This is a genomic window from Marinobacter zhejiangensis (assembly GCF_900114775.1).
GTDB classification, from domain to species: domain Bacteria; phylum Pseudomonadota; class Gammaproteobacteria; order Pseudomonadales; family Oleiphilaceae; genus Marinobacter; species Marinobacter zhejiangensis.
The window spans coordinates 856,911-879,910 of record NZ_FOUE01000001.1 but is presented as its reverse complement, the minus strand read 5'-3'; the positions used below and the strand labels follow the sequence as shown (position 1 = coordinate 879,910).

The 23,000-nt window shown below is 60.8% G+C and carries 24 protein-coding genes; 12 read left to right on the top strand and 12 right to left on the bottom strand.

Annotation, left to right across the window (positions count from 1 at the left end; all coding sequences use genetic code 11):
* Positions 1–11 precede the first annotated feature (11 nt).
* Together BMZ67_RS03940 and folE are read right to left on the bottom strand one after the other, a co-directional pair.
* Complete coding sequence (locus tag BMZ67_RS03940) at positions 12–869, bottom strand: carboxylate/amino acid/amine transporter (RefSeq protein ID WP_092020583.1); 858 nt, start codon at positions 867–869, stop codon at positions 12–14.
* Between the two features lie 58 nt (positions 870–927).
* A complete protein-coding gene (gene folE / locus BMZ67_RS03935; RefSeq protein WP_092020582.1) occupies positions 928–1,569 on the bottom strand; it encodes a GTP cyclohydrolase I FolE in 642 nt (213 codons plus the stop codon).
* 203 nt (positions 1,570–1,772) lie between these two features.
* Here folE and BMZ67_RS03930 point away from each other — a divergent pair, with 203 nt between their 5' ends.
* Positions 1,773–3,182: an MATE family efflux transporter gene (locus BMZ67_RS03930; protein ID WP_092020926.1), complete on the top strand. Its 1,410-nt coding sequence runs from the start codon at positions 1,773–1,775 to the stop codon at positions 3,180–3,182.
* Here BMZ67_RS03930 and BMZ67_RS03925 read toward each other — a convergent pair.
* Positions 3,149–4,147: a GGDEF domain-containing protein gene (locus BMZ67_RS03925; RefSeq protein WP_092020581.1), complete on the bottom strand. Its 999-nt coding sequence runs from the start codon at positions 4,145–4,147 to the stop codon at positions 3,149–3,151. The two genes, BMZ67_RS03930 and BMZ67_RS03925, sit on opposite strands and share 34 nt — an antisense overlap.
* 235 nt (positions 4,148–4,382) lie before the next feature.
* On the opposite strand from BMZ67_RS03925, the gene BMZ67_RS03920 reads away from it, so the two are divergent.
* Positions 4,383–5,516, top strand: coding sequence for an HD-GYP domain-containing protein (locus BMZ67_RS03920; RefSeq protein ID WP_092020580.1), 1,134 nt, complete (start codon positions 4,383–4,385; stop codon positions 5,514–5,516).
* Here BMZ67_RS03920 and BMZ67_RS03915 read toward each other — a convergent pair.
* The 3 genes from BMZ67_RS03915 to BMZ67_RS03905 all read right to left on the bottom strand — a co-directional run bounded on the left by BMZ67_RS03915 (position 5,496) and on the right by BMZ67_RS03905 (position 7,294).
* Positions 5,496–5,780, bottom strand: coding sequence for a DUF2798 domain-containing protein (locus BMZ67_RS03915; RefSeq protein ID WP_092020579.1), 285 nt, complete (start codon positions 5,778–5,780; stop codon positions 5,496–5,498). The genes BMZ67_RS03920 and BMZ67_RS03915 overlap by 21 nt on opposite strands.
* Positions 5,781–5,870: 90 nt before the next feature.
* Complete coding sequence (locus tag BMZ67_RS03910) at positions 5,871–6,299, bottom strand: CBS domain-containing protein (RefSeq protein WP_092020578.1); 429 nt, start codon at positions 6,297–6,299, stop codon at positions 5,871–5,873.
* A gap of 80 nt (positions 6,300–6,379) precedes the next feature.
* Positions 6,380–7,294 carry an alpha/beta fold hydrolase gene (locus BMZ67_RS03905; RefSeq protein ID WP_245749860.1) on the bottom strand — a complete coding sequence of 305 codons (915 nt, stop codon included), beginning with the start codon at positions 7,292–7,294 and terminating at the stop codon, positions 6,380–6,382.
* Positions 7,295–7,492: 198 nt separating this feature from the next.
* Between BMZ67_RS03905 and BMZ67_RS03900 the strand changes: the two genes are divergently transcribed.
* Positions 7,493–8,848, top strand: coding sequence for an alanine/glycine:cation symporter family protein (locus tag BMZ67_RS03900; protein WP_092020576.1), 1,356 nt, complete (start codon positions 7,493–7,495; stop codon positions 8,846–8,848).
* 105 nt (positions 8,849–8,953) lie between these two features.
* Here BMZ67_RS03900 and BMZ67_RS03895 read toward each other — a convergent pair whose 3' ends face one another.
* From BMZ67_RS03895 to BMZ67_RS03885, 3 genes are read right to left on the bottom strand one after another with little or no spacing between them, the layout of a single operon-like run.
* Complete coding sequence (locus BMZ67_RS03895) at positions 8,954–9,730, bottom strand: MetQ/NlpA family ABC transporter substrate-binding protein (RefSeq protein ID WP_175481843.1); 777 nt, start codon at positions 9,728–9,730, stop codon at positions 8,954–8,956.
* A 45-nt stretch (positions 9,731–9,775) separates the two neighbouring features.
* Positions 9,776–10,441 (bottom strand): methionine ABC transporter permease, encoded by a 666-nt coding sequence (locus tag BMZ67_RS03890; RefSeq protein ID WP_092020574.1) that lies wholly within the window; start codon positions 10,439–10,441, stop codon positions 9,776–9,778.
* Positions 10,441–11,448, bottom strand: a complete 1,008-nt coding sequence (locus BMZ67_RS03885) for a methionine ABC transporter ATP-binding protein (protein ID WP_092020573.1) — start codon at positions 11,446–11,448, stop codon at positions 10,441–10,443. The genes BMZ67_RS03890 and BMZ67_RS03885 overlap by 1 nt, the downstream gene beginning before the upstream one ends.
* A gap of 130 nt (positions 11,449–11,578) precedes the next feature.
* Between BMZ67_RS03885 and BMZ67_RS18550 the strand changes: the two genes are divergently transcribed.
* The gene (locus BMZ67_RS18550) at positions 11,579–11,740 is read left to right on the top strand and encodes a hypothetical protein (protein ID WP_175481822.1); all 162 of its coding nucleotides are present in this window, start codon (positions 11,579–11,581) and stop codon (positions 11,738–11,740) included.
* Here the strand turns inward: BMZ67_RS18550 and BMZ67_RS03880 are convergent.
* Both BMZ67_RS03880 and BMZ67_RS03875 read right to left on the bottom strand, forming a co-directional pair.
* Positions 11,737–12,336 carry a hypothetical protein gene (locus BMZ67_RS03880; protein ID WP_092020572.1) on the bottom strand — a complete coding sequence of 200 codons (600 nt, stop codon included), beginning with the start codon at positions 12,334–12,336 and terminating at the stop codon, positions 11,737–11,739. The two genes, BMZ67_RS18550 and BMZ67_RS03880, sit on opposite strands and share 4 nt — an antisense overlap.
* A gap of 134 nt (positions 12,337–12,470) precedes the next feature.
* Positions 12,471–13,958, bottom strand: coding sequence for an amidase (locus BMZ67_RS03875; RefSeq protein ID WP_092020571.1), 1,488 nt, complete (start codon positions 13,956–13,958; stop codon positions 12,471–12,473).
* A 162-nt stretch (positions 13,959–14,120) separates the two neighbouring features.
* On the opposite strand from BMZ67_RS03875, the gene BMZ67_RS03870 reads away from it, so the two are divergent.
* The 8 genes from BMZ67_RS03870 (at position 14,121) to BMZ67_RS03835 (ending at position 19,950) form a co-directional block, all read left to right on the top strand.
* A complete protein-coding gene (locus BMZ67_RS03870) occupies positions 14,121–15,233 on the top strand; it encodes a hypothetical protein (protein WP_175481821.1) in 1,113 nt (370 codons plus the stop codon).
* A gap of 18 nt (positions 15,234–15,251) precedes the next feature.
* Positions 15,252–16,019 (top strand): sulfite exporter TauE/SafE family protein, encoded by a 768-nt coding sequence (locus BMZ67_RS03865; RefSeq protein ID WP_092020570.1) that lies wholly within the window; start codon positions 15,252–15,254, stop codon positions 16,017–16,019.
* Between the two features lie 105 nt (positions 16,020–16,124).
* Positions 16,125–16,910 (top strand): MotA/TolQ/ExbB proton channel family protein, encoded by a 786-nt coding sequence (locus BMZ67_RS03860; RefSeq protein WP_092020924.1) that lies wholly within the window; start codon positions 16,125–16,127, stop codon positions 16,908–16,910.
* Entirely contained in the window at positions 16,897–17,301 is a 405-nt protein-coding gene (locus BMZ67_RS03855; RefSeq protein WP_092020569.1) for an ExbD/TolR family protein, read from the top strand. Before BMZ67_RS03860 ends, BMZ67_RS03855 begins: the two co-directional genes overlap by 14 nt.
* Positions 17,298–17,708 carry an ExbD/TolR family protein gene (locus BMZ67_RS03850; RefSeq protein WP_092020568.1) on the top strand — a complete coding sequence of 137 codons (411 nt, stop codon included), beginning with the start codon at positions 17,298–17,300 and terminating at the stop codon, positions 17,706–17,708. The genes BMZ67_RS03855 and BMZ67_RS03850 overlap by 4 nt, the downstream gene beginning before the upstream one ends.
* Positions 17,705–18,421, top strand: a complete 717-nt coding sequence (locus tag BMZ67_RS03845) for a TonB family protein (RefSeq protein WP_092020567.1) — start codon at positions 17,705–17,707, stop codon at positions 18,419–18,421. Before BMZ67_RS03850 ends, BMZ67_RS03845 begins: the two co-directional genes overlap by 4 nt.
* A 208-nt stretch (positions 18,422–18,629) precedes the next feature.
* Complete coding sequence (locus BMZ67_RS03840) at positions 18,630–19,148, top strand: Hcp family type VI secretion system effector (protein WP_092020566.1); 519 nt, start codon at positions 18,630–18,632, stop codon at positions 19,146–19,148.
* A gap of 106 nt (positions 19,149–19,254) precedes the next feature.
* The gene (locus BMZ67_RS03835) at positions 19,255–19,950 is read left to right on the top strand and encodes a hypothetical protein (protein ID WP_092020565.1); all 696 of its coding nucleotides are present in this window, start codon (positions 19,255–19,257) and stop codon (positions 19,948–19,950) included.
* Here the strand turns inward: BMZ67_RS03835 and BMZ67_RS03830 are convergent.
* Complete coding sequence (locus BMZ67_RS03830; protein ID WP_245749859.1) at positions 19,947–22,613, bottom strand: nitrate reductase; 2,667 nt, start codon at positions 22,611–22,613, stop codon at positions 19,947–19,949. The two genes, BMZ67_RS03835 and BMZ67_RS03830, sit on opposite strands and share 4 nt — an antisense overlap.
* Positions 22,614–23,000 lie beyond the last annotated feature (387 nt).

The window sequence follows — 23,000 nt, the reverse complement described above, 5'->3', positions numbered from 1 at the left end:
GGCACCCTGTATCAGTTTGGGCGGGTCCGGTATCGTGCGTTTAGCCAAAGGGACAGGGCAATGACTCCGCCACCAACCGCCAAACGTACCAAATCCGCATCGCGGTTCCATATAAGGAGATTAACCAACAAGCCTGCGGGCACCAGGGCATTATTCATCACCGCCAGGGTTCCGGCATCGACCTGACAAGCCCCGCGATTCCACAGGAAAAAGCCCAATCCGGACGCCACCAGTCCCAGCCAGGCCAACACCCCCCACTGTATTGGCGTCACGGGCAATCGCTCAGCGTTTCCGAACACCAGGAACGAGGGCAGCGCCACCAGCAATGCCCCCAGGAAGAAATAGCCAAACGTGCGTCGCGCTGCGGTGTGGCCGGCGTAGTGCCGCATCAGGTGTTTGTAGCCGACCTGGCCGGCCGCAAAGGTGATATTGGCCAGCTGCAGGAGCAGAAAACCCACCACAAAGTCCTGGCTGAGACCATCGTAACGAATAATGCCCGCGCCCAGGGTGGCGACGGCCGCAGCGAGCAGGGCAACAGGGGTGAAGTGCCGTTTGAAGGCATCATCGATCAAGGTGATGTAAAGCGGCGTAAAAATGGTAAACAGCAGGACTTCCGGCACTGTCAGATAGGAAAAGGAGCGATAAAGGCACAGGTAGGTGATGCCAAACTGCAGTGCACCAACCGCCACGGTCCCGGCTTTCAGTCCCAGCGGTACACCACGCCAGCGCAGGAACGGCAGGAACACCAATCCACCCAGCAGGACCCGGCTGAGCACCGCAAAATCGCTGTCGACCTGTCCGGCCAGAAACTCACCGATCAGACTGAACGAAAACGCCCACAGAATGGTGACCAACACCAGCAGGACCATACAGCCACTTCCCCCACGTTATCCGGGCGCCACTTTACCACGACAGGGCACCGCTGGATTAACCCGCCAGAAATTCCTGCCTGCGACATTGGTCGGATCTGAATACGCCGCCCAGCGCCACGGTTTCTGTCGATGAGCCGCTATCCATAACGCCTCGGGCCTTGACGCAATAATGGGTAGCGCGGATCTGGACCGCGACATCGTCAACGTCCAGCAGGGTCTGCAGTGCAACCAGCACCTGGTGGGTCAGCCGTTCCTGCACCTGAGGGCGCTGGGCAAAGAACCGCACAATGCGGTTGATCTTGGACAGGCCAATCACCCGGTCGCGGGGGATATAGGCCACCCGGGCGGTGCCATCAATGGTGATGAAGTGGTGCTCGCAAGTACTGAGCACCTCGATATCCCGAACACGGATCATGTCGTCCACCCCCATCTTGTTCTCGATCTGGGTGATCTTGGGGAACTGGCGATAGTCGAGGCCGGAGAAAATTTCGTCGACGTACATGCGGGCAATGCGGGAAGGCGTATCCGCGAGGCTGTCATCGTTGAGGTCAAGACCCAGGGTGGCCACCACCTGCGCCATCAGATCGGTGATGCGCTCCACTTTCTGGTCTCGATCGAGCACATTCTCTTTCAGCGGGGTTTCCAGTCCACGCTCGATCAGTGCGGCCTGCACGGCCAGGGCTTCAGGGCTCAGCATGTTGGTTTCCGGTAGTTGCAACGGCGCCTGACACAACAAAAGCAGGGAGGGACGACCCAAGCCTCCGACTCATGTCAGAACAATGACAAACCGGGTATTATCCACAAGCATCTTCCCTTATGCACGTATGTATCCACCACAGGTTACTATTCGCCGTTACTCTTCAACCTTCTGAATCATTCGGATTGGACACTGTGCACGCCCTGGACGAGAACCACCAACCCATTCCTCAAGCACGCCAGCCACTGCTTCAGCGTACCCTCAGCGAATGGAAAACCCTGTCACTGCTGGGCGCGCCGATCCTCGTTGCCCAGCTTGCCCAGATGGCCAATGGCGTCATCGACACCGTCATGGCCGGCCACGCCAGCGCCGAAGACCTGGCCGCCGTTGGCATTGGCAGTAGCCTGTGGATGCCGCTGTTCCTGTTGTTCATGGGAGTATTGCAGGCGCTGCAACCCATCATTTCCGGCTACCGGGGCAGCCAGCAACTCGGCCGCATCATGCCGGTGACCTGGCAGGGGCTTTACATCGGTGCCGGCGCAGCAGTGATCATGATCCTGCTGCTGACCAATGTGCATCCGGTACTGGCCATGCTGGAGCTGGACCCCCACACCGCGTCAATTACTCAGGGCTACCTCGACGCCTTCGCCTGGGGCGTACCGGCACTGCTGTTGATGACCGCCCTGCGAGGCCTGACCGACGGGCTCGGCCATACCCATGTGATCATGGCGTTTTCACTGCTCAGCACCCTGTTCAACCTGCCGCTCAACTACATCTTCATCTATGGCAAGCTGGGGCTGCCGGCCATGGGCGGCGTAGGTTGTGGCTGGGCGACAGCCCTGTCCAACGGCATCGCGGCCTTGGCGCTGCTGGTGTACCTCAACCGCAGCAAGGCCTACCGCCAGTTCCACCTGATTGCCGACTGGTGCCGACCCGACCCGGCAGACATCCGCTATATCCTGAAACTTGGCCTGCCGATCGGTTTCACCATTTTTGTCGAGGCGAGTATGTTTTCCATCATCGCCCTGTTCCTGGCGCCGCTGGGGCCGGTGGTGGTGGCCGGGCACCAGATTGCCCTGAATGCGGTCTCACTGATGTTCATGCTGCCCCTGAGTCTGGGTATGGCCTTGACCCTGCGAGTGAGTTTTCTGCTGGGTGCCGGGGCACCGGACACCGCCCGTCTGATTTCCCGCAGTTCGCTGATCCTGGCTGTGGCCATTGCCTGCGTGTACGCGACCCTGCTGGTCCTCAACGCCAACGGCATTGCCCGTCTCTACACCGGGGATGTGGACGTTCAGAACGTCACCATCAGCCTGCTCATCTACGCCGCCATGTTCCAGATTGCGGACGTCATCCAGGTGACCTGCATCAGCGCCTTGCGTGGCTATAAGGACACCCGCATCCCGATGATGATCATGCTGTTTTCGTTCTGGGGGGTGGGCATGCCACTGGGCTATGCCCTGACCTTTACCGACTGGCTGGTTCCGGCCATGGGAGCCGCCGGCTTTTGGGTGGGGCTGACCGGAGGTCTCGCCTCCGCCAGTATCCTGCTTGGCATTCGCCTGTTCTGGTTTTCGCCTCAGCCGGAGGCCACCGCCGAAAGGTCTGCGTAAATGATGCAATCGCGACCACTGGCCTTGGCCCGATAGAGGGCATCGTCGGCCCGCGCCATCCAGCTGGCGGCGCTTTCCCCGTCCTGCAGCAATGCAATGCCAAGGGAAGCTGTCACAGCCTGACCGCCAGGACTTTTCAGTGAGCGCCGCAGGCTGTGCTGGAGGTTGTTCATGACCACGTCGAGGCCGCGTTCATCGACCCCTGGCATCAGCAGCACAAACTCCTCACCGCCAAAGCGGAACAGCTGATCGGACTTGCGGATGTGGGTGACCAGCAGGTCAACGAATTCCACCAGCACGGTATCGCCCACGCTGTGTCCGAATTCATCGTTGATGCGTTTGAAGTGGTCGAGATCCAGCACCACCAACGCATAGGACACGCCATTGCGTTGGCTCGCCAGCACCGCCGCTGCCAGCTCCTGATCCATTGAGCGGCGATTTTTTACACCGGTCAGGGGGTCCAGCGTCGCCAGGTGTTCAAGGCGCTCCCGCTGGCTGTCATTGCGCAACGCGAAGACATAGGCGCAACAGCTGACCACGATGGCGGTCGTCACAAACGACCACATCTGCTCCTGAGAGGAAAACGCCGTACCCTCTGCCAGCAAGAAGCCCAGAGCGCCAAAATTCACCAGCACCGCGATCAGCGCAGAGGTCAGGAAAAAACTGGTAATCAGGGAAGGGAAGAGCCAGAACAGCCCCACTTCACCCAGCAGTGTAGCGACCGTGGCACCACCGCCTACCGCCACCAGTGCCAGCACAAACCCGGCGCGGTCAGTATCACCCGTCCGCCAGGCATAGACCACCGCCATACAGATGCTGAGCAGGATTCCGGTGTCGGCAAACCCGGCAGGCAAGTTGCCCTGCCAGAACCGGTAGACGGCAAATGGCGTAATACCCAGAACGGCACTGGCACCGAGAAGGGTAATGATGGAAAGGCGAAAGTTATTCCTTAATCGGTAATACATTACCGGAGCATCCATTCTTATTATTTGTTCTTGGGTCTCGAACAATCCACGCGAGGCACAACCGGCCGGTACCGCAAATTATCGCTGTAGCTTAGCCCAAAAATCAGGCAAAAAAATGGCCTGTAACACAAAATGACAGATTGTCTTGTTGAACACCGGGATCGGCCCGCCCCGCCTCTACCCCGACCCCCTTGCCATCAGGTAAAGTGGTGGAAAAATCCAGCACAATCAAACTATGTCCACATCCAACCTTGTTCGTGTCGCCCCCGGTGCTTTGGTCATTGGCAAACCCCTGCCGTGGACTGTCTATGACGCCGATGGCAAGGTGCTGCTGCGACAGGGCTACGTTATCCAGAACGAGACCCAGCTGGAACAGCTATTCGAGCGTGGACTGTTCGAGCCACGCAAGCGGGACCAGGCCGAACCTGCAGAAGAAGCCTTTGACGACGCCCGTGAACGCAATCCGTTCACCGACTACCCAACCCTGCTGCGCACCCTCGAAACCACCCTCGCGGCCATTTCCTCGCAAGAGGACAGCGCCCTGCAACGACTGCTGGGCCTGAGCCGGTTACTGGACAGGGTCTGCCGCGAAGCGCCGGACCCCTGCCTGGCCCTCGTCCATCTCTATTCGGTGGAGCCCACCGCCTACGAACAAACCCTGTTCTACGCCATCATCTGCCATTTCGTGGCGATGGAAGCTGGCCTCGACGATAACCGCACCTCGGTACTGGTGGCGGCAGCATTGACCGCCAACATCGCCTTGCTGCCGTTCCTGGACAAGCTCAATGCCTCACCTCGGCTGCTGACTGACGAGCAGCGCACGGTGATCCACAAACACCCCGAACGCAGTGCCCAGGCCCTGAAAAAAGCCGGTATCGACAACCCCCTGCTGATCGACATTGTTCTGCAGCACCACGAACACAGCGACGGTAGCGGATACCCTCGCGGACTCAGCCGCAGCGATATCCTTCCAGAGGCACAGATTCTGTCCTATGCCGAACGCTATATTGCCATGATTACCTGGCGCGCCTACCGCGAACGCTGCAGCATCAGCGATGCTCAGAAAGCCATTCTTGAGCAGAGCAGGGAAGACTTCCGGCCTTACATTGGAAGGGCCTTGCTTGAGGCTCTGACGCCCTACCCACCCGGTAGTCTGGTCCGGTTGGCCAACAATGAGGTTGCGGTGGTCACCCGGCGACCGGTGCGACTGACCGGCCCCTTTGCACAGGCCATACTGGGCCCGGCCGGAGATCGCTACCCCGGCAGCTTCCAGCGTGACTGCAGTGAACTGGATTTCAACATCCGCGCCCTGGAAATGCCCGACGTCATGCCGTCGATGGATTTCGGGCTATTGTGGGGGTTCCGTTGACACAGGCTGGACATCTGAGGGCACCGGATTTCCCAGAACCAGGTCGGTCAGTCGGCGAGCTAGAGGAGCAATCAGCGATACCAAAGGGAACGCCACTGCCCAGGCCACGACAAAAGCGTGCATCCAGCGCAGCAGGTAACCTGACGCAAAGCCAGTGTTGATGAAGGTGATAACACCGGACATGAGCAGAGACATCAAGCCCGACATGAAAAATGCAAACACCAGGTGACGGACCCTGGGATTTGCTCTCAAGGGTTTGGACATAACCTTAGACCATGTTCAAAAACCCTTGTTTTAGCATGAACCCGGCGTCGTCGGGGGTAGCACAAACACCTACTCACCGGGCATCAGCCCTTACTCAGCATCCGCATAGCGGGGCAGCTCCACGCCACAACCAGAACTGGCCAATTGTTTCAGGATAGCTGTGCGGGTCACGATGCCGACCAAGCGGTCATGGTCCACCACGGGGTAGACCTTGGGCTTGCCCGCCCCCAGGTTCTGGGCCAGATCCACCACCGCCATCTCCGGACTCACGGTCACCGGGGTCTGGTACATGACATCATCCACAGTCGGTTCCCCTTCACAGTGGTAATTGCTGACCAAAAGTGCATGGATGCAGTCCTGTTCCGACACAAATCCCAGTACTTTTCGATGGTCATCCACCACAGGCAATCCGGTGACGTGATTGCTGAGCAAGACCTTGACCACCGTGGTCAGGGGCGTACCACACCGAATGGGCTCGATATGATTCCACATAACATCCGACACTTTCAGCGAGCGCATCTTGGGCAACCTCCTATGGCCATCTGCCTTTCCTTAAACATAGGCAAAAGCCACCAAAACAGAAAGTTCTAATTGGCCAGTCAGCGCAACACACCCGGGTGAGCATCCATCGCCATTCCCCATTGAGCAAACTGCGGCAATAAAGGCTCAGGCAAGTCATGTCCCATACCGTCCACCAGTTCCAGGCGCGCATGGGGCAGCAAGTGCTTCAGCTGTTTTGCCGCAGCCGGGCGAACCAGCGGGTCAGCGTTACCGTGCACAATGGTGGTTGGCACCTCAATGCGCCGGGTCAGCGACGACAGGCTTCCGGTGGCCAGGATAGCCCGGGTTTGCCGCAGGATACCGGCCGGGTGATAGCTGCGCCGAAAATCCCGGGTAAGGCGCTCGCGAACCAGCACGTCACTCACAGGGTAGGCCGGGCTTTGGATGGCTCGCCAGAAGTCAGTCCCGCGCGCTACCACCGACGCTTCATCGTGGCCTTTGGCACCGATACCGGCCAGACGCACGATCAGGTTCGGCTTAGGTAATGGCAGCCGAGGGCTGTTGGTGGAGGTCATGATCAACATCAGCGAACGTACCTGCCGTGGCCGGGTCGCCGCCAGCAGTTGAGCAATCATTCCCCCCATCGACACGCCGACCACGTGGGCACTGTTGATGCCCAACGCCGCCATCAGTGACTGCACATCGGCCGCCATATCATAGAGCGAGTAGGGGCCAGTGACCGGCAAACCCAGGCGGTGCCGCGCCATAATGGCCAACGGGTGCCCGGTTAACGACTCCCGCAGGTGACTGGACAGGCCGATATCCCGGTTATCAAAGCGGATCACCCGGTACCCGGCATGGGCATAAGCATCCAGCAGGGTTTCCGGCCACAGGGTCATCTGCGCCGCCAACCCCATGATGAAGATCACCGGCTCCCCCTCCGGATTCCCTCGGGTTTCAACACAAAACGACAGCCCATTGGCATTGACGGTGGACACTTCCGGTGCGGTCATAACGGTTCTCATACGAATGCTTGAATGACCCTTTCAGCTTACGCCACTACGGGAAAAATCCAATCACCCTCGGACGGCCCCCGCCGTCACTTCGGCAAATAGCGGTTTACAAACAACTTTTTCCTCCTAGACTCAGAGAAGACATCGTTTACGACCCCCAAGGTTACGTATTCACTTACCGCCATTCAGGAGGGACTCATGGAAGTCATCAAAACCATCGTTGGGCAGATCAACGCGCTCGCCTGGGGCCCCCCCATGCTGATCCTCATCCTCGGCGTCGGCCTGTTCCTGAGTATCGGCCTCAAATTCATGCCCATCCTTCGCCTGGGCGAAGGCTTCAGGCTGATGTGGAAAGGCCGCTCCGGCGCTGCCGACGACGGCGAGATTCCCCCGTTCCAGGCCCTGATGACGGCGCTTTCTGCCACGGTGGGGACCGGTAATATTGCTGGCGTTGCCACCGCAGTGTTCCTTGGCGGCCCTGGTGCGCTGTTCTGGATGTGGCTGACGGCTCTGGTCGGGATGGCCACCAAGTATGCCGAGGCGGTACTGGCGGTTCGCTACCGGGAGGTGGACAAACGCGGCGCCCATGTCGGCGGGCCAATGTATTACATTCGCAACGGCCTGGGGCCCAAATGGGCCTGGCTCGGTGTGCTGTTCGCGATCTTCGGTGCCATTGCCGGCTTTGGTATTGGCAACACCGTGCAAGCCAACTCCGTCGCGGACGTTCTGGCCACCAATTTTGACGTAGCGCACTGGGTCAGCGGCGTGGCGCTGATGGTTCTGGTAGGGCTGGTGCTGATTGGCGGCATCCGGCGCATCGGCCAGGTTGCCAGCGCCCTGGTTCCGTTCATGGCGATTTCCTACCTGATTGCTGGCCTGGTGGTGCTGGCCATCAACGCTGCCGAACTGCCAGCGGCGCTGGTGATGGTATTCGAACACGCCTTCAGCCCCATCGCCGCCCAAGGCGGTTTTGCCGGTGCGGCTATCTGGGCAGCGATCCGCTTTGGTGTCGCCCGGGGCATCTTTTCCAACGAGGCCGGTCTCGGTTCAGCGCCCATCGCCCATGCCGCGGCCCAAACCCGCAATCCGGTCAAGCAGGGTATGGTGGCAATGCTGGGGACCTTTATCGACACCATCATCATCTGCTCCATCACCGGCCTGGTGATCATCACCTCCGGCACCTGGACCTCTGGCGCCGAGGGAGCTTCTCTCACCTCCATGGCGTTTGCGGATGCCCTGCCGGGGGTCGGCAATTACATCGTTGCCATTGCCCTGGCGATTTTTGCCTTCACCACCATTCTTGGCTGGTCGTTCTACGGCGAACGTTGCGTCGAATTCCTGTTTGGCGTCAAAGCGATCGTGCCGTATCGGGTGCTTTGGGTGGTTGCCATTTTCTTTGGCGCCACGTCGGACCTTGGCTTTATCTGGCTGTTGGCCGACACCCTCAATGCGCTGATGGCGCTGCCCAACCTGATTGCACTGGTCCTGTTGAGCCCGGTGGTCTTCAAGCTCACCCGGGAACATTTTGAGCGTCAGCGGCAGGTTGGCGCTTAAAGAAATAGGCGGGGAAAGAAAAGGCCAATAAAAAGGGCGCCGACGGATACCGCCGGCGCCCTCAGTTCTAGCCGTTACCTGTTCAACCAGGCACCGGATTCCGCATTAGAATGCAGGAACAACCGCACCTTCGTACTTCTCGTTGATGAAGTCGCGAACGGCCTCGGAGGTCAGCGCGGCAGCCAGCTTTTGCATGGCTTCAGAGTCCTTGTTGTCTTCCCGTGATACCAGGATGTTGACGTACGGAGACTCGGCGCCCTCGATCACCAGCGCATCTTCCGCCGGGTTCAGGCCAGCTTCCAGGGCGTAGTTGGTGTTGATCAGCGCAACATCAACCTGATCCAGCACCCGCGGCAGGGTAGCGGCTTCCAGCTCGAAGAAGTCCAGGTTCTTCGGGTTCTCGGCGATATCCCGTGGTGTTGCGGTGATCTTGCTGCTGTCTTCCAGGGTAATCAGCCCGGCTTTCTGAAGCAGCAGCAGCGCACGGCCACCGTTGGTTGGGTCGTTGGGAATCGCAACCTTGGCGCCATCTTCCAGAGCGTCCAGGGAGTCGATTTTGCGGGAGTAGGCGCCGAACGGCTCAACGTGCACGCCCACCACACTCACCAGGCTGGTGCCCCGGCCGGCGTTGAACTCATCCAGGTACGGCTGGTGCTGGAAGAAGTTGGCATCCATACGGTCCTGGGCCACCTGGATGTTGGGCTGAACGTAGTCAGTGAAGACCTTGATCTCAAGTTCGACACCCTCTTCCATCAACTGGGGTTTAACGAACTCCAGAATTTCAGCGTGCGGCACCGCCGTCGCGGCAATGCTCAGTTCCTCAGCAGCCTGCGCGGATGAGAAAGCGGCAACGGCGGTCAGGGCCGCCAGCAGGTTTTTCAGTTTCATGTCCTAACCTCTTGTTGTGGTTTCCCGAATCCGTCGCTCTCAGCGACGGCTGAAATACAGCACCAGCCGGTCTCCGGCCATCTGCAGTAACTGAACAAAAATGACCAATAAGGCAACGGTAATCACCATAACGTCGGTCTGGAATCGTTGATAACCGAAGCGAATGGCCAGGTCACCCAAACCACCGCCGCCCACCACGCCCGACATGGCCGCGTAGGAAACCAGCGTAATGGCGGTCACGGTGACCGCGGCAATAATGCCCGGCAAGGCCTCAGGTAACAACGCACCAAAGATGATTTGGCGGATGTTCGCCCCCATCGCCTGGGTGGCTTCGATAATGCCCCGGTCCACCTCCCGCAACGAGGTTTCCACCAGCCGTGCAAAGAAAGGCGCCCCTCCAGCGACCAGCGGCGGAATCGCACCCGCCACCCCCAGTGAGGTGCCGATGATCATCACCGTCACCGGGATCATCACAATCAGCAGGATGATGAACGGCACCGACCGCAGCACGTTCACCAGGAACGACAGCACCGAGTACACCGCTGGCTGTTCCAGCAACTGGCGTTTTCCGGTGAGGAACAACAACACGCCCAGCGGCAGTCCGATCAGCACGCTGAACAACAGCGACAACCCGACCATCACCAGGGTATCCCAGCTGGCCCAGCCGATTTCCACCCAGTCTACGTTGATCAACAGGTCTTCCATCAGCGCAATACCTCCACATGAACGTCTGCGGCTTCCAGCGCTGACATCGCCACTCCGAGATCGCCACCCACCAGCGACAGCGTCAACTGGCCGTACGGCGTGTCTTTGATATGGTCAATCCGGCCCGAGAGGATGGAGAAGTCCACACCGGAATCCCGTGCCACCTGACCAAGCAGTGGTTTATAGGTCGCATCACCGCGGAAGGTCAGGCGCAGAATCCGCCCGGAGGCCTGATCCAGGTCTTCCTGCATCTCATTGCGGTCAATATTCTCGCTCTCGAACACAAAGTCGCGGGTGGTCGGGTGCTGAGGGTGCAGGAACACGTCGCTGACCGCCCCCATTTCCACCACACGGCCAGCATCCATCACCGCCACCCGATCACAAACCCGGCGCACCACGTCCATTTCATGGGTAATCAGCACGATGGTCAGCCCCAGCTCCCGATTGATATCGGCCAACAGTTGCAGGACGGACTGGGTGGTTTGGGGATCAAGAGCACTGGTGGCTTCATCACACAACAGGATGGCAGGGCGGCAGGCCAGCGCACGGGCAATACCCACCCGCTGTTTCTGGCCACCGGAGAGCTGGGACGGGTATTTGCTGGCGTGGTCGCTCAACCCCACCCGTGCCAGCAACTCTGCAACCCGGACACTGATTTCCTTGCTGCTGTAGTTGCCCGCGAGCTTCATCGGGAAGGCAATGTTGTCGGCCACAGTCTTGGATGACAGCAGGTTAAAGTGCTGGAAAATCATCCCGACCTTGCGACGCAGCGCGCGCAGCTGCTCGGCGCTGTAATCGGTGATGTTCTCGCCATCAATGAGAATGCGCCCATCGGTGGGGCGTTCGAGAAGGTTGATCAGGCGAACCAGCGTGGACTTTCCGGCACCGGAGTGACCGACGATTCCAAACACCTCACCCGCCTGGATCGTCATACTGGTGGCGTGCAGTGCGGGGATCGCCCGACCGCCCACCTGGTACGACTTCTGGACCTGGTCAAATTCAATCACGGAGCAGCCTTGTGAGTGCAACGGTTAAAAGCGCAGCATTATACGTTCTATCCCGAATGTTTGCTGTTGTTAAATGCCACTATAGGACACACAGACATTCCCACCACTTGGACTGGTCAGGGAAGGGGCGATGCTTCGTTTCCTGCTGCTGTCTTGGGGATGCCAGAGCCGGCTCGGGATCTATGCTGCGACTGAGGAGGGGGCGTTGCGGGCGACAACAGGGGCGGGGCCGGTGCCCCGGGGCAGCAAATACCCCGAGGTGTTCCACAACACCAGGCTCCGGCGAATTTAGTGCAACGCTCGCATCTGACGGGGGTAGAGGGCTGCACTGACTTCCGAGTCCTCGTCCAGCAACAGGGCAAGCTCGCGATCCACCTCGCTTTCCTCGCCCTCGCAGGGCAGCGGCTCGAACAGAGTGGTCAGCCATTCCGTGGTCTTGGGCTCGCGTCCCCGTTCGTAATCGGAGGACAATGCACCAATACCGCGGAATCCAATGATGCGCTGATGACGGGGATCACGGATTTGCTCGAAGCCACGCCAGTATATGCGCTCGCGGGTGTGGAGCTGAACGAACAGGGTATCAATCGGGTCAGCGGTATCCGCCTGGGCTGCTTCTTCTGACGCCTCTGAGGGCGCACCCGGTTTACGGCGGATGGTGGTCCAGGCCGGATACAGCAGGGCTACCGCATCCGCCTCTACGTGCTCGCGGGCGGCTCTAAGGATCAGTCCCCAGCGGGCCTTGTCGGCATCAGTCTCCAATGAGTTGATAGGAAGGTCATAGCTTTGGTCGCCGGACAGCACTATGGCCATCATCGGAGCATCCAGCTCTCCCATGGCCTCAGCCTGCGCAACGGACACCAGCTCTTCGATTGCCATCGGTTGGTTCATCGCTCACTCGCCTCCTCGATGCCGTCTGGTCGGTCAGGAGTTCGCACACTCCCTGTTCCCAGCATAGCCTGTTCCCAAAGCAAAGATAAACGGCTATCCACCACCTTATTGAAAAACCGCCGTTTGACAGGAGGTTAGACCAACCCCTCCAGGCGTTCATACTGACTGAACCAGGGCGAGGCTTCTTCGAGCTGGGCCGCCACCTGGAACAGAGTGGCCTCGTCACCATGAGGCGCACCAAACTGGACCCCCACGGGCAGGCCGGTACTGGTCCAGGACAGCGGTACTGACATCGCCGGGGTACCGGTCAGGTTCGCCAACTGGGTAAACGGTGTGCGGGCCAGGCTTTCCATCGCCAGATGTTCGACCTGGCCACTGCGGTGGACCAGGCGGCCGGCTTTCAGCAACAGCATCAAGCGGGCAACCAGTTGCAGGTGGCCCGGCGTTGCCAGCTCACCAATTTTTGCCGGAAGTTGGCCCGCTGTTGGGCAGAGGTAAAGGTCGTACTGACCAAAAAACCGGCCCAACGCCCGGGCAAAGTCGTTCCAACGCTGGCGCATACGGACGTAGTCTGGCACCGGCAAACTCCGGCCAAGCATGCCCAGCAGACGGGTCTCCAGCTCGAAATCGCTGTCTTTGGCCCCCCACTGCTCGGCCGCCCGGTCCATAGCGGCGGACACTTCGCCAAAATAGAGCCCGAGGTAACTGCGAGCCAGCGCAGGGCCATCAAACTCGGGCTCGGCGTATTCGACCGTATGCCCGAGACTTTCCAGGAGGCGGGCGGTGGTTTCAACGGCCTCAACACAGGCGGGATCAACGTCGGTGCCGTAAGGTGACGTGGTAAACATCGCAATTCTCAGCGGACGCGGTGTCTGCTGCAGCACATCCGCGTAGGGGACCTCCGGAGCCGGAATCCGGAACGGGTCTCCCGCTGCCGGCCCTGCCAGTACGTCCAGCATGGCTGCGCTGTCCCGCACGGTGCGACTGACCACGTGATCGATGGAGGCCCCGGTCCAGGATTCCCCGGCATGAGGCCCCACCGACACCCGCCCGCGTGACGGCTTCAAACCAAACAGCCCGTTATAGGCTGCGGGGATACGGATAGAGCCACCACCATCATTGGCGCCGGCCATGGGCACGATACCTGCCGCAACGGCCGCCCCGGAACCGCCGCTGGACCCACCCGGCGTCAGCCCGCGGTTCCAGGGGTTACGGGTTGGTCCCCACAGCCGTGATTCGGTGATGGCTTTCAGACCCAGCTCCGGTGTCGCGGTCCGGCCCAGGAACACCAGTCCACTGTCGCGGCTGCGGCGGACGAATTCCGAATCCTGGTCGGCAATGTTGCCACGAAACCCCTGACTGCCGTAGGAACACCATTCTCCCTGCTGCTCCTGAGCCAGGTCTTTGAGCAGGAAGGGGACGCCGGAAAACGGCTGATCGGCGACCGGCGCCTGAGCCCTTGCCTTGTCGTACTGAGGCTGGCAAATGGCGTTGATCACCCCATTGACCGATTCCGCGCGACGAATCGCGGTTTCACAGACTTCCTGTTGAGACACTTCTCCACGACGAATCAGATCGGCGAGGGCGATGGCGTCATAGCGCAGGTATTCGGTTTCTTTCATGTCACTGGTTCCGGGCGGTTCTTTTCGTAATAATCGGAAAGAATACCGCAACTCACGGATTAGAAAAGGATTCATCAGGCCTTTGGCAATATCGGGGCGTGGACGGCAGCGCCGACTCTGGCTAGGATGCTGTCGATGGTGCGAATGTTCAGGGAACCCTCAATGAGCCCACGTATCCGAAGCTTTCTCCCCAGCCTGCTGCTCTGGCTGTCCCTGCCGCTGGCTGCAGACCCGGCGGCCAGTCCCGGCTGGATGTCGGTAGTCCGGGACACGCCCTACTGGGAAAGCCAGGGGGTCTACAACAACATCGTCACAGTCCGCCGGTGGGTACTGACCGAATCCGGCTTCTGTTCCGAGTCCAATCGTCACATCCTGTTTGGTCGCCGGGGCCAGTTCCTTGGCTACATCGACAACGGGGTGTCCCGTGTCGGCACCCAACACCGCCTCAACGAAGCCCGAGCGTCGATGGCTGCCAGAGACAAAGTCGAAACCTGGATCGCTGGCGACGCCGACACCACGGGCTACCCCTTTGCCCTGGCGTGCGATCAGCCGCATGTCGACCTCAACGAGGCCATGGGGCGCTACCTGGGTACTTCAGAAAGCGACCGGATCTGGGGAAGCTGGGACGACATACGCTATCGCAGCCGCGACAACCCGGGGCCACTGCACGATGCGCTCGTACTGGTCCACCAGACCCGAACCTCCCAGCAACGCCTGCAGCTACCGGCTGAGTTGCCCCGTTATCTCGCAGGACAACTGCTGATCGAAAGCGGCGGTCAGGCCCAGGCCCATTCAACCGCCAACGCCCGGGGTATCCTGCAATTGTCGACCTCAGCCCTGAGTGACTGCGGCATCAGCCCGAGCAACCATTGGCACCGCCTGGCTCAGCTGGACTGCGCCCTCAAGCTGATGAACCAGAACGCCCGTAACCTGAGACCAGCCTTTGAAGAACGCTTTGGGAACCTGCCTGACGACAAAAAGCAGAGGCTGTTCACGCTGTTGCTGATCCAGGCCTACCATGGTGGAGCAGGGCGGGTTCAGGCGCTGCTGACCAGTGACGAACTGTCGGCGCCGGCGGATTACTTCGCCCGTCATCACGACCGTTTCACCGCCGGCGACATCGCTTTTGGCATGGTCTACCACAACCTCGGTCGCGACCGCCTGGGCCTGGCCTCGCTGTACTACGTCGCCGATGTCCAGCTCGCCACCGAAGCCCTGTGCAATACCCGCCAGCTTCGTAACGACGCTTTTTGCAACAGCCCCGGCGATCAATAAGCCAGCCAAGGAGCCCACGTGGATTTCGCCCTGCTTCCTGACGCCCTGACCCCAACCACGGCGCTGATCCTGCTGTTTTGCTCAGCGTTAACGTCGATGATCACCGCCAGCCTGGGAGCCGGCGGTGGCGTCCTGCTGCTGGTGCTGATGGCCATGTGGATACCGCCCGCCGCCATTATTCCGGTTCATGGCCTGGTCCAGCTCGGCTCCAACGGTGGCCGGGCCGCCATGACCTGGAAGAAGGTGGACTGGCGGGTCATCGCCGCCTTTGCCCCAGGCGTGGTGGTGGGCGCCGCCCTTGGCGCCTGGCTGCTGGTTGACCTCCCGGAGCAGGTCTGGCAACTGACCATTGCGCTGTTTGTCCTCTACCTATGCTGGGGGCCGGATCTGCCGGGCATGGCCTTCGGAAAACCGGGAATCTTCATGGCCTCGGCACTGACCAGCTTTATCAGCCTGTTTGTCGGCGCAACCGGCCCGCTCGTGGCCGCGTTTATCAAACAGATCCACCGGGACCGATTCACCACCATTGCCACCTTTGCCACCGCTATGACCCTTCAGCATGCGCCCAAGGCCCTGGTGTTTGGTGTAGCGGGCTTTGTCTTCCCACAATGGCTGGGGTTTATCCTGGCAATGATTGTGTTTGGCCTGGCCGGTACCTGGCTTGGCCTGCATGTCCTGAAACGTCTCAGTAACCGACGCTTCAATCAGGTATTCAACCTCCTGCTGACGGCACTGGCTTTGCGGCTGCTTTGGCAGGCCGCCGCCTCCTCCGGCTGGCTGGGCTAACCTCATCCAACCCTCTTTTCCAGGCGCTCGTTCACTTTTTATTTGATAATGGTTATCATTGGCAATTCATTTATCACTTGCCACCAATCACTGGACGGGATCACCATGGCCAATTCGGCAGATGTCTACGCCACCCCCTTACAGCAGCTGATCGACATGGGCGGACCCGTCATTGTGGTCTTGCTGGTGTTGGCCCTGGTTGGCCTGATCGCCTTTTTCTACCTGTTGCTGACCGCCGCCGTTTTCGCTCCCCGGCTATCCCGACCACTCAAAAAGGCCCTGGCGAGCTGGCAAGAGAAGCCCACCCCGGACGGCCTCCATCAACTGGATTGTCAGAGCTCCTGGCTGAGCCGCCAGAATCCCCTGCAGGCGATGATGACCACGGCCATGTCCGGGCGCCTGGCCCAACGTTCACCAGACACCCTGAGGGAGGCTCTGAGCCGAGACGCCCGCGCTGCCCTGGAACCGTTTGATGCGCCACTGAAAGTGTTGGAAGTGGTTGCAGCCCTGGCCCCTCTGCTGGGCCTGCTCGGGACCGTTCTGGGAATGATGGCGTCGTTCAGCGCGATGGCAACCAGCGAGGGCCAGGCCAGCGCCAGCCAGCTCAGTGGAGGCATCTACGAGGCCTTGACCACCACGGCCGCTGGCCTGGTCCTGGCGATTCCGTTCGCGGCCCTGGCCGCTTGGGCCGAGTTCCGCCTGCGACGACTGAACAGCATGGTTAACGCCACCCTGGTGAGCGTGCTGACCCCTGAATTACCAGAGCAATCCGAAGAGTCCGCCACCACAGCCAGTGAGCGCGGGGATTCCGCGAATGACCAGCCCCAGCGCAGCACTCCCCAGCCAGAGCCTATGACCTGTGAGACGCCGTTCGCCCATGCAGCTGGTTGACCCCAGGCCACCGAGGCCCTTACCGATACGAATAACGCCACTGATCGACGTGGTGTTTATCTTGCTCGTGTTCTTCATGGTCACCAGTCATTTGCTACCGACTGGCATGATCGAGCTGGATAACCGCAGCAACGGCGGCACCGCCCACTCCGGTGAGCCGTTACCCCGTATACACCTTGATGAGACTGGGCAGCTTTGGTGGCAGGACCGCCCCTGGCCGTTGGATACACTGATCAGGGAAGTCCAGCGGCAGGGCGTTGAGGCCATCACCCTGGACACCGCCGACAGCGTACCGTTGACGGAGTTCACTCAGACCCTGAGCACCCTGGACCGCGCTGGCATCAGCGCCCACTGGCGCCGGGAACCGACAGCAGAGGGTGGTCAGCCATGATCTCCCTGCAACCCGACCAGCCCAGAAGCCAGAAATCCCTGCTCGACCGAGTGGAAGACAGCCTGTTGCCGCTGATCAACCTGGTGTTCCTGCTGCTAATGTTCTTCATCGTGTCTGGCAAGCTTGCCGAAACACCGCTGCCGGAGCTGCCGACAGCCACCAGCGAGCAACCGCACCAGCCCCCCATCGCTGACCTCGTTGTCCACGCCGACGGCCGCTGGCTCGTCAACGGTCAGCCAGTTACCACAGAGGCCCTGGGGCAAGCACTGCCAGAGGTGCAGGAAGGACAAGCGTTGCGGATTGCCGCGGAAGGGCAACTGACGATGGCGGCCCTCGACCAACTTCTGCGGCAGCTTGAGCAGCTGGGTTACGACGAGGTGATCCTGCTGACGGAGCCAACGTCATGACCGGCACCCAACGTTACCTGGTGCTGCTGGTGGCCATCGCCATGTCAATCACCACCCTGGCCCTGGCGTTGCCCCACGCCACCGTTCAGAACCCCCTGACCCTCGAATCAGGCGAGGTGGAAACCGCGGCCACCCCCCTCCGAATCGCACTGGCGGCTCCCGAGCCGGTTATCGCCGAAACCGTTCCGACGCCGCAGCCGCAACCAACGCCCCCGCCCAAAGCGGCACCACAACCACCCGCCCCGATTCCTGAACCGGCAGAAGCCCCGCGCCCGGAGCCGCCCCCCCAGCCCAAGCTGGAGCCAGAGCCAGAGACGCAGCTCACGCCCCCCGTCCCGACACCGGCCGACACGCCCGTAGCGTCAGCGCCCCCTGTGGCCCCGGCGCCACCAGCCCCGACCGAACTCCAATCTGGCCAGTCCGACACCGTCGATGACTACCTCAGCCAACTGGCACGCCATCTGGGCCGTCACTTTGCATACCCCCGCAGGGCCGAGCGGTTAGGCCAGGAGGGGACTCCAGTCATCCGATTCACCTTCGATCGCAGTGGCACATTGCTCAACTGGCGACTGGAGCAAGGCTCCAATCATGTGCTGCTGGATCAGGCCGCGCTGGACCTGTTGAAAGCCGCGGAACCGTTACCCAGGGTTCCCGACACCATGAACGGCCGCCAATTCAGTTTCACCCTGCCGGTCCGGTTCCGATTGCGCTGAGGCCTGGGCAATAAGTTGCCCGGCCAGCAAACTCTCGCCCAACCACTCGCAAGTTATTGCTCAAACAAAGCTGGCAAGCTCGCAACAAAAAACGTAACTCATTAATAAAGTTGAACTTTCAAGAACTGGCACAGTGATCGCTATAGGACTGGTCGTCCAGGGAGAACCCAAAGGACATTTCCAATTCATCACAGTCATGGAGCAGACTATGCCAACTCCTTGTTATATCAGCATTGAAGGCCAAACCCAGGGCAACATCACCGCCGGTGCCTTTACTTCCGACTCCGTCGGCAACATCTACGTGGAAGGCCACGAAAACGAAGTACTGGTTCAGGAATTCAGCCACGTTGTGACCGTACCGACTGATCCTCAGTCCGGTCAGCCTTCTGGTCAGCGTGTGCACAAGCCGTTCAAGTTCACTGCCGCCCTGAACAAAGCCACGCCGCTGATGTACAACGCCCTGGCGTCCGGCGAAATGCTGCCGACGGTTGAGCTGAAGTGGTACCGCACCTCTGTAGAGGGCAAGCAGGAGCACTTCTTCTCCACCATCCTGGAAGATGCCACCATCATCAACATCGACTGCAACATGCCCCACTGCCAGGACCCGGCCAAAGCCGAGTTCACCCAGCTGGTGGAAGTTTCCCTGGCCTACCGTAAGGTCACCTGGGAACACGCTGTTGCCGGCACCTCTGGTGCTGACGACTGGCGCGCGCCGATCGAAGCCTGATTTCCAGGATTCGAGACAAGGGCGCCCTTCGGGGCGCCTTTTTTGTTGGCCACTTCGCCGCTATCATGGGCGCACGAATCCGTTGTCCATGGTAACCGGCTGCCCCATGTTAAGTTCGTCCCTCCATCGCCCACTCGGCGAATTACTCTGTGATGCCACTGAGCAAATTCTCTGGCCGCTCGCCTCGGGCCGCAGCCGGGGCAAACTGCATTGCCGGGTGGGCCATGGGCAGGCCACCTATCACCGCTATGATCCACGCCAGGGCCTGCACCAGATTACCTATGGGGTTCGGATGGTCGAGGCCAAGCAGCAGGCAGAATCCGCCGCCGCCTGGCTGTCCACACGGGAGATTACCCGGCGCCGCTACTTTGGCGGCACCGTATCCCCGCTGAACCTGCTCGCTCACACCTGTTGCCATGAGTTCGCGCACCTGCTGCAACAACAGGATGGCAAGCGCTACCACGGCTCCGTCCACAACGGCCACTTCTATCAGATCCTCGACAATCTGCATGCCCAGGGTCAGGGCAACAGGGTACAGGGGTTCCTGGCAGAGCAGGCACAAAGGCGGGGGTTGCCCTTGTCGGATCAGCCGTTACGGCTGCCGGACCCGACCTCCGCCCGAGCGCAGTGGCGGGTGGGCGACAAAGTCTTCTTTGGCGAAGGCCAAAGCCACCGGGTCGGACACATCCTGCGGGTGAATCGCAAGACCTGTACGGTGGCCTGCCCGGCCCTGCGCGGAGAACTGCGCTACCGGGTTCCCCTGTCCCTGCTGCGCCGAGAGGAAGCTGCGCTCACCGCCTAGGGCTCGACGGCCTCGCCCAGTGTTTCCACCAGGGCCTTCAGTTCCGGAATGCAGGACCCACAGTTGCTGCCACACCTCAGTTGCTGGCCCAACGCAGCCACCGACGAGGCGCCATCCGCGATGGCTGCTTCAATCTGGTTCTGGCCTACCTGAAAACAACTGCAGACGATGGCACCAATGTCTTCCGCTTCGCTGTCCCGGGCCGCCAGCAGCGCCCTCCGGTCCCGTTCACTCAGAGCGTCCTGGCTAAAACAGGCTTCCAGCCAGGCCGATTCGGGCAACCGGCTGACCTCCCGATCCACCAGAATGATGGCCTCCAGACGCCCATCAACAATCCGCGCCGCCCGATACCGGCCTTGGCCCGGATCGCTCATCACCAGTTGCGGAACACCACCCAGCCAATAGTCGGCCTGGCCAACCCAGTCCATCTCCGTTTCGCTCGCCAGCCACCAGCTGTCACAGTGGTCCAGGGGCACATAACTCCAATAGTCCGCTTTCCAGCGACGAGGTCGGCCAGTCCGACACAACAAGCGGGCATGCCAGCGGGCGGGGAAGGGCCTCAAGGCAGCAAGGCCATACTTCGATTCAGGCTGCCCCGAAAACGGGTCGGTGATCCGTTCGGTCAGGGCGGAAGCCAGGCCGGCGCCGGTGTAGCATTGATTCCAGTGTATCGGTACGAACACTTCGCCCGGCCGCTGGCCTTCGGCCCGACGCACCCGTCCGATATAGCGCTGCCCCCGGTTTTCCAGCACCGCCAGTCCCTGATCAGCCACACCGAACCGTTGCAGGTCGTGGGGGTGAACGTCGATAAACGGTTCCGCCCGATGCTGCAGCAACCGGGCCGACTTGGCCGTGCGTGTCATGGTATGCCACTGATCCCGCACCCGGCCGGTGTTGACCACCAGTGGGCGCTGGGCATCCGGCTGGCTGACCGGCAGCACCGTGCGAATGGGCACCAGGCGGGCCCGCCCATCGGGGTGACAGAACACCCCGTCGGCAAACAGTCGCGGGGTGCCTGTAACTATCCCAGCGGCGGTGTCCAGCACCGGCCACTGGATCGGCGCCAGGGTGTCATAGGCATCATCACCCAGGGTCGCCAAGCCCGCCAGGTTGAACACCCGCTGACCGTCGTTGCCAAACGCCGATAACGCTGCGTGTTCCCGGAAAACATCGGCCGGCGCCTGATAATCGAAGGCCTTGCCATAGCCAAGCTGTCGCGCGACCGCGCTGATGATCCACCAATCGGGGCGAGCCTCCCCCGCCGGGGGCAGGAAACCGCGCTGACGGGAAATCCGTCGTTCCGAATTGGTGACGGTGCCATCTTTCTCGCCCCAACCGGTCGCCGGGAGCAGGATATCGGCGTAGGCGGTGGTGTCAGTATCGGCCATACAATCGGAGACAATCACGGTGGGGCATCGTTTCAGCGCCTCCCTTACCCGCACGGTATCCGGCAGGCTGACCGCCGGGTTGGTGGCCATCACCCACAGCACCTTGATCTCCCCGCGATGGATAGCATCAAACATATCCACGGCTTTCAGGCCGGGGCCATCGGCCAACTGGCGGCTCCCCCAAAACTCGGTGACCAGGGCCTTATCGGCCTCGCTCTGGTAGTCCATGTGGGCGGCCAGGGTATTGGCCAGGCCACCCACCTCACGGCCACCCATGGCATTGGGCTGACCAGTCAGGGAAAACGGGCTGGCGCCCGGTCGTCCAACCCGCCCTGTCGCCAGATGGCAATTGATGATGGCATTGCCCTTGTCGGTGCCGGCCACCGACTGGTTGGCCCCCTGGGAAAAACCGGTCACCGTGCGGGGGGTTTCCAGGAACCAGCGATAGAAGGTCTCAACCTCTGCCTCAGCCAAATCACATTGGCGGGCCACACTGCCCAGGTCCGGGGCCGCGTCACGGGCGGCCGCCAATGCCAGCTCATAGCCGTCGCAGTGGCGGGACAGGTAATCCTGGTCGACGCCCTGATGATCCGCCAGCCAGACCAGCAAGCCATTAAACAGCACGGTGTCGGTACCGGGGCGCAACGACAGGTGCAAATCGGCCAGTTCGGAAGTCGCGGTGCGGCGGGGGTCAATCACCACCACCCGTCGCCCGTCCCGGGCCGCCGCTTTCATTCGCTGATACAGCACTGGATGGTTCCAGGCCGCATTACTGCCCACCAGAACCAGCAAGTCCGCCAGCTCAAGGTCGTCGTAGCAGCCAGGAACGGCATCCGCGCCAAACGCCCGCTTGTGGGCGGCCACTGCCGACGACATACACAACCGCGAGTTGGTATCGACATGGGGCGTGCCGATAAAGCCCTTGGCCAGCTTGTTGGCAACGTAGTAATCCTCGGTCAGCAACTGGCCAGACAGGTAGAACGCCACCGAGCCGGGGCCATGCTCGGCCACGGCTTGGCGAATGGCCTCGGAGGTTGCGGTGAGGGCATCCGGCCATGACACCCGGCGCCCCGCCACTTTTGGCGCCAGTAAACGGCCACCATGACCGGTGGTTTCATGCAGGTTCGCACCCTTGACGCACAGCCGGCCAGCATTGGCGGGGTGGGCCGGGTCACCGGCGACCGAAGGCGTCGTACCGCCCTGCGCCAAGACACCGCAGCCAACACCGCAATAAGGGCAGGTGGTTCGACACGAGTCCGTGGAAGTCACTGTCACGGGTTCTCCTGATATTGGGGCCGGCCATAAAAAAAGTCCGGTGTTTCGACAGGCCCCGGACAACCGGAGACACCGCGAAGCATCGGACTTCATTGCCAGACAACTATTCGCATTGATAAACGTACCCGTGTGCCTAAGCAATAACAGGGCCACCCTCTGCATAACAGCCACTTAGCGCCAATTGACCGGGCGCCCCAGCGGTTTTACCGCTCAATTTGGTGCAGCGTGCACCACATTCGCACACCCCAGGGACCACTGGCACCAACGGAAAGATGCTGAGCTGGCTGGAAAATGACTGAAGGCATCAACAGTTACGAGGAAAACGAACGATTGGCAAAAATATTGCTGAGGAACCAGGGAAAGGCGCAACGCGCTCGCACAGCCCAG

Excerpts from the sequence above, each read along its gene's own strand:
- BMZ67_RS03940 (WP_092020583.1), bottom strand. The coding sequence starts at position 869 with ATGGTCCTGCTGGTGTTGGTCACCATTCTGTGGGCGTTTTCGTTCAGT.
- folE (WP_092020582.1), bottom strand. The coding sequence starts at position 1,569 with ATGCTGAGCCCTGAAGCCCTGGCCGTGCAGGCCGCACTGATCGAGCGT.
- BMZ67_RS03925 (WP_092020581.1), bottom strand. The coding sequence starts at position 4,147 with ATGTATTACCGATTAAGGAATAACTTTCGCCTTTCCATCATTACCCTT.
- BMZ67_RS03920 (WP_092020580.1), top strand. The coding sequence starts at position 4,383 with ATGTCCACATCCAACCTTGTTCGTGTCGCCCCCGGTGCTTTGGTCATT.
- BMZ67_RS03915 (WP_092020579.1), bottom strand. The coding sequence starts at position 5,780 with ATGTCCAAACCCTTGAGAGCAAATCCCAGGGTCCGTCACCTGGTGTTT.
- BMZ67_RS03910 (WP_092020578.1), bottom strand. The coding sequence starts at position 6,299 with ATGCGCTCGCTGAAAGTGTCGGATGTTATGTGGAATCATATCGAGCCC.
- BMZ67_RS03905 (WP_245749860.1), bottom strand. The coding sequence starts at position 7,294 with ATGACCGCACCGGAAGTGTCCACCGTCAATGCCAATGGGCTGTCGTTT.
- BMZ67_RS03900 (WP_092020576.1), top strand. The coding sequence starts at position 7,493 with ATGGAAGTCATCAAAACCATCGTTGGGCAGATCAACGCGCTCGCCTGG.
- BMZ67_RS03890 (WP_092020574.1), bottom strand. The coding sequence starts at position 10,441 with ATGGAAGACCTGTTGATCAACGTAGACTGGGTGGAAATCGGCTGGGCC.
- BMZ67_RS18550 (WP_175481822.1), top strand. The coding sequence starts at position 11,579 with ATGCTTCGTTTCCTGCTGCTGTCTTGGGGATGCCAGAGCCGGCTCGGG.
- BMZ67_RS03880 (WP_092020572.1), bottom strand. The coding sequence starts at position 12,336 with ATGAACCAACCGATGGCAATCGAAGAGCTGGTGTCCGTTGCGCAGGCT.
- BMZ67_RS03875 (WP_092020571.1), bottom strand. The coding sequence starts at position 13,958 with ATGAAAGAAACCGAATACCTGCGCTATGACGCCATCGCCCTCGCCGAT.
- BMZ67_RS03870 (WP_175481821.1), top strand. The coding sequence starts at position 14,121 with ATGAGCCCACGTATCCGAAGCTTTCTCCCCAGCCTGCTGCTCTGGCTG.
- BMZ67_RS03860 (WP_092020924.1), top strand. The coding sequence starts at position 16,125 with ATGGCCAATTCGGCAGATGTCTACGCCACCCCCTTACAGCAGCTGATC.
- BMZ67_RS03855 (WP_092020569.1), top strand. The coding sequence starts at position 16,897 with ATGCAGCTGGTTGACCCCAGGCCACCGAGGCCCTTACCGATACGAATA.
- BMZ67_RS03850 (WP_092020568.1), top strand. The coding sequence starts at position 17,298 with ATGATCTCCCTGCAACCCGACCAGCCCAGAAGCCAGAAATCCCTGCTC.
- BMZ67_RS03845 (WP_092020567.1), top strand. The coding sequence starts at position 17,705 with ATGACCGGCACCCAACGTTACCTGGTGCTGCTGGTGGCCATCGCCATG.
- BMZ67_RS03840 (WP_092020566.1), top strand. The coding sequence starts at position 18,630 with ATGCCAACTCCTTGTTATATCAGCATTGAAGGCCAAACCCAGGGCAAC.
- BMZ67_RS03835 (WP_092020565.1), top strand. The coding sequence starts at position 19,255 with ATGTTAAGTTCGTCCCTCCATCGCCCACTCGGCGAATTACTCTGTGAT.